Here is an 18,895-nt window from a genome sequence, read left to right on the forward strand (position 1 = left end):
CAGAACGAACGGATCGTGCGATGGTCACTCCGCCCGACCGTTCCCGGCCCGGGGCCATCGACCCGGGCCGTCCCGGTCCGGTGGGCATCCGGACCGGGACGGCCCCGCGCACGGTCCCGCTCCCGGTCTCAGGGGGCGTACTTGTACCCGACGCGCCGCACCGTCTGGATCGAACGCCGGTGCTCGGCCCCCAGTTTGCGGCGCAGCCGGGCGATGTGGACGTCCACCGTGCGCCCGTCGCCCACGTGCCCATAGCCCCAGACCGTGGTCACCAACTGGTGGCGGGTGTGCACCCGGTGCGGATGCGCGACGAGATGGGCGAGCAGTTCGAACTCCAGGAAGGTGAGGTCGAGCGACTTCCCGCCCACCGTCGCGGTGCGCTGCGCGGGATCGACGCTGACCGGACCGGTGGCCGGTTCGTCCACCGGCGACGGCACCACGTACCGGGCCGCGGCGGTCGCGGCGGCGACCGCCGGCTGCTGATCGGCCGGTACGAGCACCAGGTAACCGACCATCGGCGGTCGGCCGGGCAGCGCCGGGACGGTGTGCTGGGGTGCCGGCAGCCAGGTGGCGTCCGGCGGCAGGAACTCCGCCACATCGGCCAGCTGCACGACCTCGTCGGGATCGACGGCGCGCAGCCGATGGCGGTTGGCGGAGAGGGAACGGGCGGAGGAGGCGGCGGCAGTGGCCGCCGACGGTGCCGCGGTGGCGGGGGACAGGGTACGGCTGTTCTTCATGAGGTCAGCTCTTTCGCGCGAAGGAGTCGTCGACGGACGGACTTTGCTTGCGCGCGGACCGAAGGCCGCGGTGAGCGGTTTTAGAGGGCCTGCGCGTTCGACGCGCGGCAACACACCCTGTCGAAGTCGTGGTGCTGACGGGAAGGCCAGAACGGTTCGAGGTCGCTGCGACCCGTCGAGGTGTGCTGGATACCGGCCATGGCCCCATTCAACCAGAGAACACGACGACGCAGCAGGCGTCCGCCACCCGTCCGTACCGGCCCCGGCGTCGGCTTCCTCACTTCCGGCCATGGATCCGACACTCCGGCGTCGGCCCGCCGGTCCGCTCTCCCCCGCCCTTCCCGTACGCCCCGCGTCACCCCACGAGGCGCTTGCGCCAGTCCAGCGGGAACAGCTCGATCGCCTGGTCCGGCGAACCGTCCCACTTCACCGTCAGCCCCGCCCCCTCCAGTGCCGCCGCCACCTCACGGCCGACCGCGGTGGTCGTCTCCTCCGACTCGTCGAACCCGCCGTAGTACAGCGAGAGTCCCTGCCCGGCCGCCGCGCTCTCGGTGCACTGGAGATGGAAGAAGACGAAGCCGCGCGCGTCCTCGCGTCCGGCGTCGTACATCTCGCCGAGCCCGCACGCACGGCAGCAGGAGAAGTGCTCCCGCGCCGTGATCCCGCGCTCGTCCAGTGCGGCGAACGCCCGCTCCAGCCGGTCCGCGTCGGTCACGTCCGACCACCCCCGCTGCTCCTCGACCCGCTCCAGCCACAGCCGCTCCACCAGCACTCGCGCCTGCGCCTCGGTCACCGGACGGACCCCGTCCTCCACGAGGTACTCCTCGGCCGCCTCGGTGAGCTCGTCCACCGTGTCGTAACCGCAGCGGAGCAGCACCCGTATCCGTTCTTCCAACTGCGCGCGGATCTCCGCAGGCAGCTCGGGAACGGGCTCCTCCTCCGGCATTCCGGCGCTCTCCCACTCCACGCCCGCGTCCCACTCCGGCTCCTCGCGTGCCCAGCGGGCCATCAGCTCGGCGACCCGATCCGGCGAGCCGATCACCGTCCGGCAGTGCGTGGCGGGGCCGCCGGAGCGGTGCTCCAGTTGGTAGTCGCCGCCGTGCTCGTGCCACACCTGCACGTAGGTGCCCGGGATGTCGGGTATGCGCTGCACCACCAGGAAGTGGTCGTCCTCGCCGCCGATCCGGTGCACGAGATCGCCCAGCGCCCGTTCCGAAACGCGGGTGTGGTTCTGCCAGTTCTCGGTCTCCACCTTGATGTCGAGCATGCGCCCACCCTCACACACGCCACTGACAACGAGCCGGGAACGGCCGGAGGGCGAGCACCGGGAACGACCGGGTCAGCCGACATCGGGAACGAGCGGGGGCGAGCGCGGGCGAGGACCGCGGCCGGTGCGCGGAACGATCGGGACCGGGCGGCGGAAGGGCGCGGCCGACGACGGCCCGCCGGGCTCGGTGGAGTCCGGCGGGCCGTGCCTGGATCAGACCTGGTCGGCCTTCTCCAGCGCGGTGCAGCAGGTGTCGACGATCAGCCGCGTGACGACGTACGGGTCGACGTTGGCGTTCGGCCGGCGGTCCTCGATGTAGCCCTTGCGGTCCCGCTCGACCTGCCACGGGATGCGGACCGAGGCGCCGCGGTCCGAGACGCCGTAGCTGTACTCGTTCCACGGGGCGGTCTCGTGCAGACCGGTCAGACGGTCGTCGATGCCCGCGCCGTAGTTCTTCACGTGGTCCATCGGCTTCGAGCCCTCGCCCATCGACTCGCACGCGGTGATGATCGCCTCGTAGCCCTCGCGCATCGCCCTCGTGGAGAAGTTGGTGTGCGCACCCGCGCCGTTCCAGTCGCCCTTGACCGGCTTCGGGTCCAGGGTCGCGGACACGTCGAAGTCCTCGGCGGTGCGGTACAGCAGCCAGCGGGCGACCCACAGCTGGTCGGAGACCTCCAGCGGGGACAGCGGACCGACCTGGAACTCCCACTGGCCAGGCATCACCTCGGCGTTGATGCCGCAGATTCCGAGCCCCGCCCGCAGGCAGTTGTCGAGGTGCTTCTCGACGATGTCGCGGCCGAAGATCTCGTCGGCGCCGACGCCGCAGTAGTAGCCGCCCTGCGCGGCGGGGAAGCCTCCCTCGGGGAAGCCGAGCGGACGGTGGCCGTCGAAGAAGGTGTACTCCTGCTCGATGCCGAAGATCGGCTCCTGACCGGCGAACCGCTCGGCCACCTCGCGCAGCGAGGCGCGGGTGTTCGAGGTGTGAGGCGTCAGGTCGATGTCGAGGACCTCGCACAGGACGAGGACGTCGTCGCCGCCCCGGATCGGGTCCGGACACGAGAACACCGGCTTGAGCACCAGGTCGGAGGAGCGTCCCTCGGCCTGGTGGGTGCTGGAGCCGTCGAAGCCCCAGAGCGGCAGCTCCGCCACCTCCCGCGAGGCGCCCGCGGCCATGATCTTCGTCTTGGAACGGAGCTTGGCGGTCGGCTCGGTGCCGTCGATCCAGATGTACTCGGCCTTGAACGTCACGGAAGCCATCCTTTGCGGGTCCTGCGGTGGTGCGGTCGGGTTTCTGCCGTCCTCAGAGTCGCAAGCCGCGATTTCCCGTCCGTTGCCCGTATGTGAACCCGGTGTTACCGAAGGAGCCCGATGGTGCCGCGACAATCGGACCCTGTCGAGGCAATCGGTGTGACTGGGATATTCGGTTGTTACTGGGAGGGCGGGTGTGAACCCGTGTCACCGGGGAACCGCGAGGGCGTACCCGGTGCTACCGCGGGATTCCGCCCGGCGCCCGGTGCCTGAGCAGCGCCTCGAAACCGGCGGACCGGATCCGGCGCAGCAACTCCTGCTCACTGGTGCCCAGGGCCGCCGCCGCGCCCGTGAGCCGCCAGTCCGCGGCGGCGAGCCGGTGCAGCAGATGGCCGCGCCTGATCTGCGCGTCCGACAGCCGGAACGTCTTCAGGTACGCCACCCGCCCCTTGTGATCGGTGATCGTCTCCCCGATGTGCCGGCCGTCCCCGTCGAGCCGGAACGGCGGCAGGAACCGCCACAGCGTGAACGATCCCATCCGGTACACCCGGTCGAAGGCGTACGACGTGTCCAGCAGCTCACGGGCGAACACTGTGTCGTGCGCCTCGGCCCAGACCCGCTCCTGGTCCCGTGCCGCCGCCCGCAGACCGGCGAGCGTCCGCAGATGCGGACCGTCGTCGATCCGCGCGGCGAACTCCGCCACCGGTCCGCCGTACAGCGCGTAGTGGTGGACCAGTTCCCCGTACATGTCCTGGACCAGCGAGCCGTGCAGCAGCCGGTAGTCGTCCGGATGCGGCACCACGAACGCTGCGGCGAGCGCGTCGGCCGCGTACACCATCACCCCGCACTGGCCGGGGTGGATCTCGAAGGTCCGCAGCGCGTCACCGAGCCCGCGCACCGACCACCCCATGTACGCGCTCTCGGCGCGCGGCGAGAGCCCGTCGCGCAGCGCCTGGCGCGACCACTCCTCCCAGGCGACGGAGGGGCCCCCGAAGTGCAGGGCGAGATACCCCTCCAGGGCGAGGTGCAGCGGCAGGAACCGCAGCCGGTCGCCGGGCTGCCGCTTCGCCATCCGGTGGTGACGGCCGCGCTGGAGCCGTACGGTCCGGGGCGGCCGGTTCCGCGACGCGTCGTCCCCTCCGGGACCGAGCTGCGTCCCGTACGCGGCGGTCTGCGCGCCCTCGCCGGACCAGTCGGCGACGAAGCCGTGCGGGATGTAGGAGATGTAGTGCGTGCGCGGGCCGACGTCGACGACGCCGGTCGCGGAGCCCGCGTAGACCTCGCGGTGCAGCCGGAGCCCCTCGACGGGCTCCTCGCGGACGAGCGGCACCAGCCGGATGCCGCCCCACACCTGGGCGGGCCGGGTGACGAGCCCGGTCGGTTCGAGCCGGTTCACGAGACGTCCCCCGTACGCCGGGCGTCGTCCGTCCCACGGGCGTCGGCGGCGGAACCGGCGACGGGGACGGGGACAGGGACGGGGACGGGGACAGGGACGGTTGCGGGACGTCCTCCGACGAATCGTTCGACCCGACGGTCCAGGTAGGCATACAGGGCATCCGTCCCGCTGCGCCCTTCGGCAAACCGGGCGATCTCCACCAGCGCCGGCAGGTCCTCCGCATCCCGGATGCCGGCCGTGGGCACCTCCCCGGAGAGCCGCCGCACATCGAAGCCGTCCGCGTCGTACACGGGGTTCACATGCACCACCGCCGTGCGTCGGTCCGGATCGAGCCGGGTCCGCCACACCCGCAGCACCTCGCCCGCGAGACCGGGCGGCGCGTTGTCCCAGCCGTCCGACACGATGACCAGCCGGTCCGGTCCGTGCTCCAGCGCGTCCAGCACACGGCTGCCCAGCGGCGTCGGCCCCCAGGGCCTGGCCAGCAGCGGATCGGTGCCGCCCGAGGTCCACAGCCCGGTGTACGCGCCCGGCGCGGACAGCGCCTCCAGCAGGAAGTGGCAGCCCAGCGCCACGGCGAGCGGGCGGCGCCGCGTCTCGCTCGACCCGAAGGACGAGTAACTGTCGTCCAGCACGCCCGCCACCTTCCCCCAGCTCCCGGCCTGCGGGCCCGCCGCACGCCGGGCGGCGGCGCGCAGCGCACGCGTCAGCTCCGCGCGGTGCGCCGACCGTACGTCGAAGCCGAGAGACAGCACATACAGCGCGAGCCGGGTCAGCGGCATCACCGTCAGATCGACGTCCGCGGGCAGCGGCGCCTGCGCCGAGGGGCCGCGCCGCCCCGAGGCCCGCAGCCGTTCCACGCTCCGCAGCCGCTCCAGCCGGGTCATCCGCGGGATCATCCGCTCCAGGAACACCTCGCGCTTCATCCCGTGCCGGGCGGCGAAGCCCTCGGCGACGGTGAACGGCAGTTCCGCGACGGCGCCCTGTTCGTAGTGGGCGCGCCGCCACGCGTCGAGCAACGGGTGCCGGTAGCGGGGCCGTCGGCCGGGCCGGAACAGGAAGTCGCCCACTTCACCGGCCTCGTCGTTCTCACCGGAGCCGGAGCCGGAGCCGGAGCCGGAGCCGGAGCCGGAGCCGGAGCCGAACCGGAAGTGTGCATGGCGGGCGGCCGTCTTCAGACCGGTGCGGTACTTCACCGCGTCGTGCCCAGGATCCGGCCGGGCGGCCAGCCAGTCGCGCGTGATCGCGCGGGTGCGTCGGTTGTTCACCCCGGCCGTGCGCAGAGCCCGGAACAGCTTGTAGACGCGCTGCGGCGGCAGCTTCGCCAGCCGGGCTGCGATCAGCCGCCCCTCGGCCCGCTTTTCCTGCGCCGTCGCCTCGGAGGAGGTCTCCAACAGCCCCTGGACGATGCGCACGGCGTTGTGGTCGTTGATGTCGAGGGCCAGTGCGGCGGCGTACACCCGGCGGTAGTTGATCCGTACGTACGCGTGCAGGAAGTCCAGCGAGAGCCGCTGCTGCTCGGCCGTCGAGCGGAAATCGCGCCAGCCGGTGGCGGTGATCGCCGCGTTCACGAAGAGGAGCACGTCCTCCGCCGCGACGAGACCGGCGCCCGTCCCGGAGTCCCCGGCCGCGGTCGTGCTCGTGTACGTGTCCGTCATGGTTCCCCCGTGGTGTCGCGCGCCGCCGTACGCGGGGGCGGCGAGACGCCGGCCGGGGAATGGGGGCGCGAACAGCGAAATCTTTGCTTCAGAGGCAAGTCCCGGAAGTCGCGGCCGGAGTCCCGCGGCCGGCCCCGCAAACGTATCCGGCGACCTCGTCCCGTGCCAACCGCGATACGGGTCCGGGGCGGCACGCTCGGGGCGCCGTGGCACGGGTCCGGAACGGGGGACCGGGCAGACTTGCCCCATGACGACACATTCCCCGATTCCTCTGCGCGTCGGCCTCGTCGGTACGGGCCCCTGGGCCAGGAACACACAGGCACCCGCCCTCGCCGCCCACCCCGACGCGGTCCTGAGCGGCGTGTGGGGCCGCCGCCCCGAGGCGGCGGAGGCGCTGGCCGCCGCCCACGGGACCACGGCGTACAGCGACGGCACGGGCCTCGACGAGCTCTTCGCGGCCAGCGACGCCATCGCGTTCGCCGTGCCACCGGACGTCCAGGCCCATCTCGCCGCCCGCGCCGCGGCGACCGGACGCCATCTGCTGCTGGACAAGCCGGTCGCGACCACCATCGCGGGAGCCCGCGAGGTCGCCCGGGCCGTGGAGCAGTCCGGGGTCGCGTCCGTCGTCTTCTGCACTCTGCGGTTCGCCCCCGCCACCGCCGCCTGGATCGACGAACAGGCGGCCCTGGACGACTGGTTCACCGCCCACGCCCAGTGGATCGGAGCCCTGTACGCCCCCGACACGGCCAACGAGTACGCGGCCTCGCCCTGGCGCCGTGAGAAGGGCGGACTGTGGGACGTCGGCCCGCACGTCCTGTCGGTCCTGCTCCCGGTGCTGGGTGACGTGACCGAGCTGACCGCCGCCCGCGGCCGTGCCGACACCACCCACCTGGTCCTCCGCCATACCTCCGGCGCTTCCAGCACGGTGACCCTGGCCCTGGGCGCGCCGGTGGGCGCAGTGGGCACCGAGATCGAGCTGCGCGGCGAACAGGGTGTCGTCACCCTGCCGCGATGGAGCGACGCGGTCGGCTCGTTCCGGGCGGCCGTCGACGCGCTCGTCGACTCGGCGCGCACGGGGGAGCCGCACCCGTGCGACGTACGGTTCGGGCTGCGCCTGACGGAACTGCTGGCCGAGGCGGAGGAACAGGCGGGGAAACGGTAGGGGAGGGGCGCGGTACCGGGCGGGTGCGGGGGATGCCACAGCGGTGGTGGGGTCGCGGGCTGCCGGGCGAGGCGGGGACAGGGGAAGCCGGGCGCGACACTTGGGCGCACCCGGCGTCCGGCCAGGGCCCGGCGCCCCGTCCCTCCTCAGCGCCCCCTCCCCCCAGCGCCTCACCCTCCTCAGCGCCCCAGGGCGTCCCGTACGGCCTCGTCCGTACGGGCCACGACGGCGGTCCCGTCGTCGGCCGTGATGATCGGCCGCTGGATCAGCTTCGGGTGCCCGGCGAGCGCCGAGATCCACCGCTCCCGCGAACCGGCCTCGCGCGGCCACTCCTTGAGCCCGAGGTCCTTCGCCTCCGCCTCCTGCGTACGAGTGATGTCCCACGGCTCCAGCCCGAGCCGGTCCAGCACGCCCCGGATCTCGTCCGGCGACGGCACGTCCTCCAGGTAGCGGCGGACGGTGTACTCGGCACCCACGGCGTCGAGCAGATTCACCGCGCTGCGGCACTTCGAACAGGCGGGATTGATCCAGATCTCCATGGTGCCAACGGTACGGGAGAAACCCTTCAAAGTGCCGCTGGCCAGGGCCGATTGTCAGTGGTGGGCCGTAAAATGGAGGGAGTTCGTGAGGGTTCCACGACCGTGCCAGGAGGATGCCCATGGCCGTTGCCGCAGTCACGACCGAGCAGTATCACAAGCCCTTGCGGAAGAAGCCGCTCCCCGCAGGACGGCCCCGCGAGTGGTACATCACCCACAACCGTCGCCTGAAGGCCATGCGCCTGGCGATCGCCCTGCTCGACACGGGCGTCTACTGTCCGTCGACCGCGACCGACCGCAGGATACGCGCGACCGCCGAGCGCATCGGCATCCATCCGCCGTCCGACACCACCTGCCGCATGGTCCGCTCCCTGATCCGCCACGGCCGCTGACGGCCGTCCGCCGACCCGCCCGTTCGCCCATCACCCGGAGCCCGCACCCCGTACCCCGGGGCGCGGGCTCCGGTCCGCACCGTCAACCGTCCGGCCAGGCGGTCACAGTGGGTTCTGCGCCCCCGTGCAAGTCGCCCGGCCCGCTCCTTACAGGTCGAAGTACAGCTCGAACTCGTGCGGGTGCGGGCGCAGCTGGATCGGGGCGATCTCGTTGGTGCGCTTGTAGTCGATCCAGGTCTCGATCAGGTCGGCCGTGAAGACGCCGCCGGCCTGGAGGTACTCGTTGTCCGCCTCCAGCGCGTCCAGGACGGCCGGGAGGGAGGTCGGGACCTGCTGGACGTTCGCGTGCTCCTCGGGGGCCAGCTCGTAGAGGTCCTTGTCGATCGGCTCGGCGGGCTCGATCTTGTTCTTGATGCCGTCGAGACCGGCCATCAGCAGCGCGGAGAAGGCGAGGTACGGGTTCGACGACGGGTCCGGGGCGCGGAACTCGACGCGCTTGGCCTTCGGGTTGGCGCCGGTGATCGGGATACGCATCGCGGCGGAGCGGTTGCGCTGCGAGTACACCAGGTTGACCGGGGCCTCGAAGCCGGGGACCAGGCGGTGGTAGGAGTTCACCGTCGGGTTGGTGAAGGCCAGCAGCGACGGGGCGTGCTTCAGGATGCCGCCGATGTAGTAGCGGGCCATGTCCGAGAGGCCCGCGTAGCCCTGCTCGTCGTAGAAGAGCGGCTGGCCACCGGCCCACAGGGACTGGTGGACGTGCATGCCGGAGCCGTTGTCGCCGAAGATCGGCTTCGGCATGAAGGTCGCGGTCTTGTTGTTGCGCCAGGCGACGTTCTTCACGATGTACTTGAAGAGCATCAGGTCGTCGGCGGCGGCGAGCAGCGTGTTGAACTTGTAGTTGATCTCGGCCTGGCCGGCGGTGCCGACCTCGTGGTGCTGGCGCTCGATCTCCAGACCGCTCTTCTCCAGCTCCAGGGACATCTCCGCACGCAGGTCGGCGAAGTGGTCGACCGGCGGGACCGGGAAGTAGCCGCCCTTGTAGCGGACCTTGTAACCCCGGTTGTTCTCCAGCGCGCCGGTGTTCCAGGCGCCGGCCTCGGAGTCGATGTGGTAGAAGCTCTCGTTCGACGACGTCTGGAACCGGACGCTGTCGAAGACGTAGAACTCGGCCTCGGGGCCGAAGAACGCGGTGTCGGCGATGCCGGTGGAGGCCAGGTACGCCTCGGCCTTCTTGGCCACGTTCCGGGGGTCGCGGCTGTACTGCTCGCCGGTGATCGGGTCGTGGATGAAGAAGTTGATGTTGACGGTCTTGTCGCGGCGGAACGGGTCGACACGGGCAGTCGACAGGTCCGCGCGCAGCGCCATGTCGGACTCGTGGATGGCCTGGAAGCCGCGGATCGACGAGCCGTCGAAGGCGAGGTCGTCGGCCGGGTCGAAGGTCGCCGCCGGGACCGTGACGTGCTGCATCACTCCGGGCAGGTCGCAGAACCGGACGTCGATGAACTTGACGTCATTGTCCGCGATGTACTTCTTCGCGTCGTCGGCGTTCTGGAACATCCAACTCCTCCTACTCCCGGCCCGGGAGGGACGGGGTTGTAGCCCATCGTGCGGCCAGTGCGGTGGCACGCGCTGGCCCCGACCATAGGCAGACCGGATTTCTCAATCATGACCCATTTGTTTCGCAGAAGTTAACCGGGCCGTGTGCGGGTGGTGCCTCTCGCCTGTTCGCCCGTCCGCGGACCCGCCCGGCCGGGGCCGCGGCCGGGCGCAGTACCGTGGTCGGGTGGACAAGAGGCAAGTAATCGGATCGTGGCTCTCCGGACCGCGCGTGGCTGCCGAGGAGATGGGGGTCGACTTCGGCCACCGGGGCAAGCGGCTCGGACTGCCGGAGGACGGGCCGGGGTCCGTGGCACCGCTCGGCCGCCGCTTCGGTGCCCTCTTCATCGACTGGGCCCTGTGCATGCTGATCGCGTACGGGCTGTTCGCCCGCGGTGACCAGCAGGCGGTCGGGAACTGGGCCCTCGGCGTCTTTTTCGTGCTGAGCGTGCTCACCGTGGGGACCATCGGCTGCACGCCCGGCAAGCGCGTCCTGGGCATCAGGATCGTCGCCGAGAACGGTGGTCGGCTCGGCTTCGGGCGCGTCGTCGTCCGCAGCCTGCTGCTGTGCCTGGCCGTCCCCGCCCTGGTCTGGGACCGCGACGGGCGTGGTCTGCACGACCGCCTGTCCCGCGCCGTCCAGGTCCGCATCTGAGTCCGGGACCGTCGTCCGGGTCATCCGGCGGCATGGGACGGCCGGCACAGGACGACGGAAACGAGGGTGGGGCGGACCGAATCGGTCCGCCCCACCCTCGTTTCCGTTTCCGCCGCGTCGGGCGTCAGCGCATCTTCCCGCCGCCGCCACGAGGCATCCGCATGCCCTTCGGCATGGGACCCTTCGGCAGCGGCATGTTGCTCATCAGATCGCCCATCGCGCGCAGCCGGTCGTTGGCGGTGGTCACCTGCGGGCCGGTGAGCACCCGGGGCAGCTTCAGCATCTTGGTGCGCACCTTCTTCAGCGGCACCTGGCCCTCGTCGTTGCCGACGATGATGTCGTGCACCGGCACGTCGATCAGGATGCGCGCCATCTTCTTCTTCTCGGCCGCGAGCAGCTGCTTCACCCGGTTCGGGTTGCCCTCGCCGACCAGCACGATGCCCGCCTTGCCGACGGCGCGGTGGATGACGTCCTGGCTGCGGTTCATCGCGACCGCGGGGGTCGTGGTCCAGCCGCGGCCCACCCGGTCGAGCACCGCCGCCGCGGCACCCGGCTGCCCCTCCATCTGCCCGAAGGCCGCGCGCTCGGCACGCCGCCCGAAGACGATCGCCATCGCGAGGAGAGCCAGTACGAAGCCCAGAATGCCCACGTAGACCGGGTGGTCGATCAGGAAGCCGACCCCGAGGAGGACACCGAAGGTGACGATTCCCACGCCCGCGACGACAAGACCGACCTTGGGATCGGTCCGCCGGGTCATCTTGTAGGTCAGGGCGATCTGCTTGAGCCGCCCCGCGTTCTCGGCGCTCTCCGCGCCTTCAGTGTTTGCCTTCCTCGCCATGCACAGAAGTTTACGTGGCTCAGGAACGGCGGTCGGCCGCGGCCTCCGGTACGTGCCCGGCCAGTACGTGCTCGGTCTCCACACGGTCCTCGGCCCGGCGGCGGTCCTCCAGGACGGCGGTCCAGGCGTTGCGGCGGGCGGTGCGCTGGCCGCCGCTCAGCAGCAGCGATTCGACGGCGCGAAGGGCATGGGTGACGGAAGGGAGGGTGGTGGCGCGTACCGGCACGGCCTGCATCGTGGAGATCTCCTCGGAGCGGATGTGCGGACCGGGTCGTGCGGACGAGCCGCGCGTACCCGGCTGCCCGGAACGGACGGCCCGGGGCGGACTGCTCCGGACCGCGTTGCGCGAAGCGGGTGGGGGAAGCGGGTGGGTGAGCGGTGGCGTGGGTGCGGGAAAGGGGACGGTGGCGGCGACAGCGGCGCGGGGTGCCGCCGCGGCGTGACCGCCCGGCGTCACCGTGCTGCGACCACCTGGTGTCACCGCACCGTGAGCACCCAGCGTCACTGTCAGGGGTGACCAGCGTATGACCGGGGGGCCACACACCAATGAAACCTCGATCCGGACGCGGCGCACGCCGAAGCGGCCCATATGCGCCTTTGACCTGCGAGGAGCGCACGGGGCCGCTTCGGACCGGTGATGACCGGAGAGTATTCGCCTGTGGGCGGATTCACACGGTGGGAGCCGTGGTGGCGGCGCCGCGCCGGTCCATCGCCTGCTGGAAGAGCCGGCCCGCGCGGTACGAGGAACGGACCAGCGGCCCGGACATCACACCGGAGTAGCCGATCGCGTCGGCCTCGTCCTTCAGCTCCACGAACTCCTGCGGCTTCACCCAGCGCTCGACCGGGTGGTGGCGCACGGACGGGCGCAGGTACTGCGTGATCGTGATGAGCTCGCATCCCGCCTCGTACAGGTCGCGCAGCGCCTCGCTGACCTCCTCGCGGGTCTCGCCCATGCCGAGGATCAGGTTGGACTTGGTCACCAGACCGGCCTCACGGGCCCGCGTGATGACCTCCAGGGAACGCTCGTAACGGAAACCGGGGCGGATCCGCTTGAAGATCCGCGGCACGGTCTCGACGTTGTGCGCGAGCACCTCGGGGCGCGCGGAGAAGACCTCGGCGAGCTGCTCGGGCACCGCGTTGAAGTCGGGGATCAGCAGTTCGACCTTGGTACGGCCGGCCTCCCGCTCCGCGGTCATCGCGTGGATCCGGCGCACGGTCTCCGCGTACAGCCAGGCACCGCCGTCCTCCAGGTCGTCGCGCGCGACGCCCGTGATGGTGGCGTAGTTCAGGTCCATGGCGACCACGGACTCACCGACCCTGCGCGGCTCGTCCCGGTCCAGCGCCTGCGGCTTGCCCGTGTCGATCTGGCAGAAGTCGCAGCGCCGGGTGCACTGGTCGCCACCGATGAGGAACGTGGCCTCGCGGTCCTCCCAGCACTCGAAGATGTTGGGGCAGCCGGCCTCCTGGCACACCGTGTGCAGACCCTCGCTCTTCACGAGCTTCTGCAACTGGTTGTACTCGGGACCCATCTTCGCCCGGGTCTTGATCCACTCGGGCTTGCGCTCGATGGGGGTCTGGCTGTTCCGGACCTCCAGGCGCAGCATCTTGCGCCCGTCGGGTGCGACAGCGGACACTCCGGCACTCCCCTTTGCTTTCACTGCACTGGTTGCTTCGGTTGCTTCGGCATTGGATTCCTCGGCGGACACCAGGGTACGCCCGTGGTTCACACGGCTTTACGACTGGCCAACCTGTGGCCGGCAGGCCCTATTCCCGGCGGGCACGTCCCGCGCCCCCCCGTCGGCCCTCACCGGACCGCCCGGACATCGGGCTCCGGCCGTCACGGGACCGCCTCGACCGTCACCGGGCAGTCCCGGCCGTCAGGCCGTGGCCACGGCGTCCGTGGGGTGTTCGACGGCGCGGGGGGCGAGCTCCGCGTTCTCCAGGACGTCCTTGAGGTGCTTCTCGACGACCGGCAGCACCTCGGCGATCGTGATGTCGCGGCCCAGCTCGTACGCGAGCGAGGTGACGCCCGCGTCCCGGATGCCGCACGGCACGATGCGGTCGAACCAGGTGGTGTCGGGGTTCACGTTGAACGAGAAGCCGTGCATGGTCACGCCCTTGGCGACCCGGATGCCGATCGCGGCCAGCTTGCGGTCCTCGCGGCGCTGGCCCGCGTTGGACGGGGCGTACTCGGGCCCGTGCAGCCGCGCGTCGAACTCCTCGTCCGTCAGCCGCGGGTCGAAGTCGAGGGAGAGACCGCCGAACGGCGGGCGGTCCTCGACCGGGTCGCCCAGCACCCAGACCCCGCTGCGGCCCTCGATCCGGGTGGTCTCCAGACCGAACTCGGCGGCGGTACGGATCAGCGCCTCCTCCAGCCGGCGGACGTGCGCCACCACGTCCACCGGGCGGGGCAGCTTCTGGATCGGGTAGCCGATGAGCTGGCCCGGGCCGTGCCAGGTGATCTTGCCGCCCCGGTCCACGTCGATGACCGGGGTGCCGTCCAGTGGGCGCTCGCTGTCGGTCGTGCGCCGACCCGCCGTGTAGACGGGCGGGTGTTCCAGCATCAGGCAGGTGTCGGGGACGGCGTCCTCGAACCTGGCCGCGTGCACCTCGCGCTGCTTCTGCCAGGCCACCTGGTAGTCGACGGCTTCCTCGCCGAATCCCAGCCGGACGAACCGGAGCTCGGTCACGACAGATGCCTCCCTACTCGTGGTGGCGGGGGCCGGGTATGCCCGGAGCCGCGTCACCAGCACTGAATCAGCCCCGAGCCACTGTACGTCCGGTGCCGGGGAGACGGACCGGCAGGTGGATTCCGTCGGGCCTCGTCAGCGCCGCCATCAATCCTCACACGATCGGATGAAAGCGAAGCGAAGGTGGCTTTGGCCTGGGCGAAGGCCGCTAAATTCACGCCGTTCCATTAGGGCTGCCCGCCCGGCCCCGAAGGCAGGAGACCGTACAGCTGATGTCGGAACGACCTCCGCAGCGCACACCCAACCGCCGACTCGCCTCCCTCATCACCGAGGCCGGCTTCTCGCACGCCGGTCTGGCCCGCAGGGTGGACCAACTGGGTCTGGAGCACGGCCTCGATCTGCGGTACGACAAGACCTCCGTGACCCGCTGGCTGCGCGGTCAGCAGCCGCGCGGCACCACGCCGGCGCTGATCGCCGAGGTCTTCACCCGGAGACTCGGCCGTCGCCTCTCCGCGCAGGATCTGGGCCTCGACGCGTGCGCTCCGGTCTACGCGGGCCTGGAGTTCGCCGCCACGCCCGCCGAGGCCGTCGACATCGTCAGCGGACTGTGGCGGAAGGACTCGGGCAGCCACGCCGAGCTGCGCAAGATCGCCTTCACTCCGGCCGGGCTCGTCGTGCCCAGCCGGGACTGGCTGATCGGCCGGGCCGACGAGTGGGTGGCGCGGGGGAGCGAGTCCGCCGCGCCGGTGCCGGGCGACACGGCCGGGAGCCGTACGCCCGGCGGGGTCCGGACGTCCGAGGGGGCCGGAGCACAGGGGGCACGCGGGTCGCACGGGGCACATGGGTCGCATGGGGTGCACTGGCCCGGCGGCATGCACGGCGGCCATGTCGGGACGCGAGGGCCGGGTCCGTCCCGGCCCGCCGGACCGCCCGCGCCGTCCGGGCCCCCCGTCGGTCCGTCCGGCGGCCCCGCTGTGCCCCGGCAGCGGCAGACCGAGCGGAGCCCCGGCCAGCGCGTCGGCGGCGGTGATGTCGCCGCCCTCCGATCGGTCGGCGAACTCTTCCGCACCCTCGACCACACCTACGGCGGCGGCCACGCCCGCCAGGCGCTCGTCCGCTACCTGGAGCACGAGACGGAGCCGATGCTGCGGGGCACGTACGGCGAGGCCACCGGGCGCCGGTTATTCTCCGCCGCCGCCGATCTGACCCGGCTGGCGGGCTGGACCTCGTACGACATCGCGGCCCACGGCCTGGCCCAGCGGTACTTCGTCCAGGCGCTGCGGCTGGCCCAGGCCGCGGGGGACCGCGCGTACGGCAGCTACGTCCTGATCACCATGAGCCGGCAGGCGGTCTATCTCGGGCACGGCAGGGAAGCCGTGCAACTGGCCCGGGTGGCGCAGCAGGGCATCGGCTCGTCGGCGCCGCCCGTCGTCCAGTCCCTGCTGCACGCCGTCGAGGCGCGGGGGCACGGGGTGCTCGGCGACGCCAGGTCCTGCACCGCCTCGCTGGCGAGGGCGGAACGCGCACTGGAGATCGCCCGCACTGGGGACGAGGTCCCGCACTGGGCGCGACACTTCGACGAGGCCCAGCTCGCCGACGAGTTCGGGCACTGCCACCGCGACCTCCAGCAGTACCGCGCCGCGGCGCAGCACGCGGAGCGCTCCCTCGAACTGCGCGCACCGGTGTACGCCCGCAGCCGGTTGTTCTGCCGGGTGGTGCTGGCCTGCGCCCGGCTCGGGCTCGGTGAGCTCGACCAGGCATGCCTGTTGGGCGCCGAGGCCGCCCAGCAGGCGATGGAGATGCGGTCGGCACGGGCGACGGAGTACGTACGGGACTTCGAGCGCCGTCTGGAACCGTACCGGGACGCGGCCGCGGTGCGCGGATACCGCGAACGGGTCGCCGCGCTGGGCTGAGGCGAGTCGCGCCGGGGTGGGGCATGTCTCGCCGAGGTGACGGCGAGCGGTTCTCCGCCCGGCCCGGCGGGCCACTTTGACCGGGTGTCACGCCGCTCCGGCGGCGCGGGCCGGGGGCGTCACGCCGCTTCGGGGAGTGCCTCACCGCCTCCGTCGCCCTTTCCTCCGCGCCCCGGGCGCACACCCAGGTCCGTGAGGATCGCCTCGGCCGCGCGACGCCCCGAGCACAGGGCGCCCTGGACCGTGCTGGTGTCGCGGTGGTCGCCGCACACGTACAGCCCGGCGAGCAGCCGGACCGGGCGGCGCAGATCGTGGGGCGCGGGCATCGCGGGGACGGCTTCGGGGTCGTGATGGGCGGCCAGCAGCTCCCAGTCGTCGGTGGGGGTGCCGTACAGGACGGCGAGATGGGAACGGACCGCGCGGTCCAGGTCCGGCGGCGGGGTGCCGAGCACCGTCGAGCTGATCAGCGTCCGGCCGCGCGGGGCGCGCGCGGGGTCGACCGCGCTCATCACCGCCGTGTGCGCGACCGGACCCGAACGGTCGGAGTCGAGCAGAAGTGAGGCACCGGTCTGCGGGGGAACCGGCGCGGTGTGATGAAGCACCGTCACCGGGTGGAAGGTGGGCACCCGCAGACCGGGCAGCAATGCGGCGGCGGCGCCGGCGCCGGTCGCCAACAGCAGGGAACGGCAGCCGAGTTCGCCGTGCTCCCTGGTGCGGACCGAGGTGATGTCGGCGGCCGTGACATGGACCCCCGTCCGTATCGTGCCGGGCGGCAGCGAGGCCGCGAGCAGCTCGGGCAGCCTGCCCGCACCGCCCGCCGGCACGCACAGCCTGCCGCGCGCGTAGTCGCGCAGGACGAGGTCGGCACAGCGGCTGGACGTGGTGAGTTCCGGGTCGCTCAGGAGCGCGGAGAGAAGCGGGCGCAGGAAGCCGTTGACCGTTCGGGAGGGCAGGCCCCGGTGGGACAGGGCGGCGAGCGCGGTCTGCTCGGGCCGGGCCAGGATGCGGGACGCCGGGGTGGCGGCGAGCCGGTTCAGGGCGGCACCCAGCCGGGCCCGGTCGATCGGCCCGCCCATCGGCGGCCGGGGAGAGCTCGCCAGGGCGCGCGCCGCCTTGAACGCGCCCCGCGCGCCCCGTACGTCGCCGGTCCGGTACTGGCGGCCCTCGCTGTGGACGAGCAGCCCCGGTGCGAAGGGGCGCAGGGCGAGTCCTTCGAGGGCGGGCATGAGGCGGAGCTCCGGGTACGCGGTGCTGAGCAGCGGTCCGAGGTGGTCGAGCAGGAAGCCGTCCGACTCGGTCGTGGTCATCCGGCCGCCGACCCGGTCGCTCGCCTCCAGGACGTCGACGCTCACTCCCGCGCTGGTCAGGCGGTGGGCGGCCGACAGGCCGGCGATGCCTGCCCCGATGATGACGACGTCCGCGTGATGTGCCGAGCTGAGCACGTGCCCTCCCCGAGTCGTCGCAACCGGTGGGGGCTCGTGCCCCCGACAGGCCCCCGGAGTACCGGAGTTCGCAAGGAGGCTAGGAGGGCGTCCGGGACAGTCGCAGACGCGCGCACCCGGGGCACCGTTGCACGGGGTCGCATGTCCGTCCGATTCGGTGGCGGGCGCGGACGGCCGCGCGTCCGAGAGGCGCGACCGGTGTGCGCCGGTGCCCTTCACGGTGCGCTGGGCGCGGCGCCACGAGGCGCGTTCGGCGTGGTGCGGGGTGGTGGCGTACGGAGCGTTCGGTCTCGGTGGGGGCGTTCGGTCCGGTGTTGCGTGCCGTGTTCGGCATGGCTCGGACCGGTGTTCCGCGCCGCGTTCGGCGCGGTGTCGTACGGAGTGGCGCGGGCCGCTCAGCTCAGCGCCGCGCGGATCGCCGCGTCGATGCCGGGGAAGGCGAAGGCGAAGCCCGAGTCCAGCAGCCGGCCGGGCAGTACCCGCTGGCTGGCCAGCACGTCCTCGGCGAAGTCGCCGAGGACCAGGCGCAGGGCCGGTGCGGGGGCGGTCAGCAGCGTGGGGCGGCGCAGTACCCGGCCCATGGCGGCGGTCACCTCGGCGTTGGTGACCGGGTCGGGGCCGGTGAGGTTCACCGGGCCCGACAGCGACTCCGTGTCCAGGATGTGCCGCAGCGCGGCGACCTCGTCGTGCAGGGCGATGAAGCTCCAGTACTGGCGCCCGTCGCCCAGCCGTCCGCCGAGCCCCGCCCGGAACAGCGGGAAGAGACGCCCCCAGGCCCCGCCGGCCCGGCCCACGACCAGACCGGTACGGGCGTGGACGGTCCGTACGCCCGCCTCCTGCGCGGCCGTCGTCGCCGCCTCCCACTCCACGCAGACGGACGGCAGGAACCCGGTGCCGGCCGGGGCGCTCTCGTCGACCGCCCGGTCCCCGGTGTCGCCGTAGTAGCCGATGGCCGACCCGGACACCAGCACCTTCGGCGGCACGTCCAGCGAGGCGAGGGCCTCGGCCACCGCCGTCGTCCCGTGCACCCGGCTGTCCCGGATCTCCCGCTTGTACGCCGGTGTCCAGCGGTGGTCGCCGACCCCGGCCCCGGCGAGGTGGACGACGGCGTCGCAGCCGACCAGGCCCGCCACGTCGACGTACCGGCGCTCGGGGCTCCACTCCACCTCGTCGCCGGCCCGCGCCGGGTGCCGTACCAGGCGGACGACCTCGTGCCCGTCGGCCCGCAACGAGCGCACGAGCGCCGCTCCGATGAGTCCGGACGCTCCGCTGACGGCGATACGGGAGTGCAGCATGGCCCCATCCTGCCGCAGGGGTCCCCGGATGCCCCACCGGCCGGGCCGACCGGGAGGCAGAACGGCCCCACCG

The 18,895-nt window shown here is 72.2% G+C and carries 16 protein-coding genes and 1 pseudogene; 4 read left to right on the forward strand and 13 right to left on the reverse strand.

Annotated elements, in window-relative coordinates; translation table 11 throughout:
• Positions 1–128 precede the first annotated feature (128 nt).
• The 5 genes and pseudogenes from AMK22_RS06065 to AMK22_RS06085 all read right to left on the reverse strand — a co-directional run.
• Positions 129–737 (reverse strand): winged helix-turn-helix domain-containing protein, encoded by a 609-nt coding sequence (locus AMK22_RS06065; protein WP_073782183.1) that lies wholly within the window; start codon positions 735–737, stop codon positions 129–131.
• A gap of 355 nt (positions 738–1,092) precedes the next feature.
• Entirely contained in the window at positions 1,093–2,004 is a 912-nt protein-coding gene (locus tag AMK22_RS06070) for a DUF6891 domain-containing protein (RefSeq protein WP_073782184.1), read from the reverse strand.
• 213 nt (positions 2,005–2,217) lie between these two features.
• Entirely contained in the window at positions 2,218–3,252 is a 1,035-nt protein-coding gene (gene glnII, locus AMK22_RS06075) for a glutamine synthetase (RefSeq protein WP_073782813.1), read from the reverse strand.
• Between the two features lie 238 nt (positions 3,253–3,490).
• Complete coding sequence (locus tag AMK22_RS06080) at positions 3,491–4,648, reverse strand: ARPP-2 domain-containing protein (protein ID WP_073782185.1); 1,158 nt, start codon at positions 4,646–4,648, stop codon at positions 3,491–3,493.
• A 113-nt stretch (positions 4,649–4,761) separates the two neighbouring features.
• Positions 4,762–6,303 (reverse strand): annotated as a pseudogene (locus tag AMK22_RS06085) (hypothetical protein); the annotation flags it as partial.
• A gap of 247 nt (positions 6,304–6,550) precedes the next feature.
• Here AMK22_RS06085 and AMK22_RS06090 point away from each other — a divergent pair.
• Positions 6,551–7,465, forward strand: coding sequence for a Gfo/Idh/MocA family protein (locus tag AMK22_RS06090; RefSeq protein WP_073782186.1), 915 nt, complete (start codon positions 6,551–6,553; stop codon positions 7,463–7,465).
• 179 nt (positions 7,466–7,644) lie between these two features.
• On the opposite strand, the gene AMK22_RS06095 is transcribed toward AMK22_RS06090, so the two are convergent.
• Positions 7,645–8,004 (reverse strand): arsenate reductase family protein, encoded by a 360-nt coding sequence (locus AMK22_RS06095; RefSeq protein ID WP_073782187.1) that lies wholly within the window; start codon positions 8,002–8,004, stop codon positions 7,645–7,647.
• Positions 8,005–8,123: 119 nt separating this feature from the next.
• Between AMK22_RS06095 and AMK22_RS06100 the strand changes: the two genes are divergently transcribed.
• Positions 8,124–8,393: a hypothetical protein gene (locus tag AMK22_RS06100; protein ID WP_073782188.1), complete on the forward strand. Its 270-nt coding sequence runs from the start codon at positions 8,124–8,126 to the stop codon at positions 8,391–8,393.
• Between the two features lie 147 nt (positions 8,394–8,540).
• Here the strand turns inward: AMK22_RS06100 and glnA are convergent, their stop codons facing one another.
• Positions 8,541–9,950 (reverse strand): type I glutamate--ammonia ligase, encoded by a 1,410-nt coding sequence (gene glnA / locus AMK22_RS06105; protein ID WP_073782189.1) that lies wholly within the window; start codon positions 9,948–9,950, stop codon positions 8,541–8,543.
• A gap of 226 nt (positions 9,951–10,176) precedes the next feature.
• On the opposite strand from glnA, the gene AMK22_RS06110 reads away from it, so the two are divergent.
• Entirely contained in the window at positions 10,177–10,644 is a 468-nt protein-coding gene (locus AMK22_RS06110) for an RDD family protein (protein ID WP_073782190.1), read from the forward strand.
• A gap of 124 nt (positions 10,645–10,768) precedes the next feature.
• Here AMK22_RS06110 and AMK22_RS06115 read toward each other — a convergent pair whose 3' ends face one another.
• The 4 genes from AMK22_RS06115 to lipB all read right to left on the reverse strand — a co-directional run bounded on the left by AMK22_RS06115 (position 10,769) and on the right by lipB (position 14,172).
• Complete coding sequence (locus AMK22_RS06115) at positions 10,769–11,482, reverse strand: DUF4191 domain-containing protein (RefSeq protein WP_073782191.1); 714 nt, start codon at positions 11,480–11,482, stop codon at positions 10,769–10,771.
• 19 nt (positions 11,483–11,501) lie between these two features.
• The gene (locus tag AMK22_RS06120; protein WP_073782192.1) at positions 11,502–11,717 is read right to left on the reverse strand and encodes an SCO2195 family GlnR-regulated protein; all 216 of its coding nucleotides are present in this window, start codon (positions 11,715–11,717) and stop codon (positions 11,502–11,504) included.
• Between the two features lie 433 nt (positions 11,718–12,150).
• The gene (gene lipA / locus AMK22_RS06125) at positions 12,151–13,116 is read right to left on the reverse strand and encodes a lipoyl synthase (RefSeq protein ID WP_073782193.1); all 966 of its coding nucleotides are present in this window, start codon (positions 13,114–13,116) and stop codon (positions 12,151–12,153) included.
• Between the two features lie 243 nt (positions 13,117–13,359).
• Positions 13,360–14,172, reverse strand: a complete 813-nt coding sequence (lipB, locus tag AMK22_RS06130; protein ID WP_073782194.1) for a lipoyl(octanoyl) transferase LipB — start codon at positions 14,170–14,172, stop codon at positions 13,360–13,362.
• Positions 14,173–14,444: 272 nt separating this feature from the next.
• Here lipB and AMK22_RS06135 point away from each other — a divergent pair, with 272 nt between their 5' ends.
• A complete protein-coding gene (locus AMK22_RS06135; RefSeq protein ID WP_073782195.1) occupies positions 14,445–16,085 on the forward strand; it encodes a regulator in 1,641 nt (546 codons plus the stop codon).
• 119 nt (positions 16,086–16,204) lie between these two features.
• On the opposite strand, the gene AMK22_RS06140 is transcribed toward AMK22_RS06135, so the two are convergent.
• Positions 16,205–17,527 (reverse strand): NAD(P)/FAD-dependent oxidoreductase, encoded by a 1,323-nt coding sequence (locus tag AMK22_RS06140; protein WP_073782196.1) that lies wholly within the window; start codon positions 17,525–17,527, stop codon positions 16,205–16,207.
• A 395-nt stretch (positions 17,528–17,922) separates the two neighbouring features.
• Positions 17,923–18,822 (reverse strand): TIGR01777 family oxidoreductase, encoded by a 900-nt coding sequence (locus tag AMK22_RS06145; RefSeq protein WP_073782197.1) that lies wholly within the window; start codon positions 18,820–18,822, stop codon positions 17,923–17,925.
• Positions 18,823–18,895: the final 73 nt, after the last annotated feature.

The organism is Streptomyces sp. CB01580, assembly GCF_001905795.1.
GTDB lineage: Bacteria > Actinomycetota > Actinomycetes > Streptomycetales > Streptomycetaceae > Streptomyces.

Excerpts from the sequence above, each read along its gene's own strand:
- AMK22_RS06065 (WP_073782183.1), bottom strand. The coding sequence starts at position 737 with ATGAAGAACAGCCGTACCCTGTCCCCCGCCACCGCGGCACCGTCGGCG.
- AMK22_RS06070 (WP_073782184.1), bottom strand. The coding sequence starts at position 2,004 with ATGCTCGACATCAAGGTGGAGACCGAGAACTGGCAGAACCACACCCGC.
- AMK22_RS06090 (WP_073782186.1), top strand. The coding sequence starts at position 6,551 with ATGACGACACATTCCCCGATTCCTCTGCGCGTCGGCCTCGTCGGTACG.
- AMK22_RS06095 (WP_073782187.1), bottom strand. The coding sequence starts at position 8,004 with ATGGAGATCTGGATCAATCCCGCCTGTTCGAAGTGCCGCAGCGCGGTG.
- AMK22_RS06100 (WP_073782188.1), top strand. The coding sequence starts at position 8,124 with ATGGCCGTTGCCGCAGTCACGACCGAGCAGTATCACAAGCCCTTGCGG.
- glnA (WP_073782189.1), bottom strand. The coding sequence starts at position 9,950 with ATGTTCCAGAACGCCGACGACGCGAAGAAGTACATCGCGGACAATGAC.
- AMK22_RS06115 (WP_073782191.1), bottom strand. The coding sequence starts at position 11,482 with ATGGCGAGGAAGGCAAACACTGAAGGCGCGGAGAGCGCCGAGAACGCG.
- AMK22_RS06120 (WP_073782192.1), bottom strand. The coding sequence starts at position 11,717 with ATGCAGGCCGTGCCGGTACGCGCCACCACCCTCCCTTCCGTCACCCAT.
- AMK22_RS06135 (WP_073782195.1), top strand. The coding sequence starts at position 14,445 with ATGTCGGAACGACCTCCGCAGCGCACACCCAACCGCCGACTCGCCTCC.
- AMK22_RS06145 (WP_073782197.1), bottom strand. The coding sequence starts at position 18,822 with ATGCTGCACTCCCGTATCGCCGTCAGCGGAGCGTCCGGACTCATCGGA.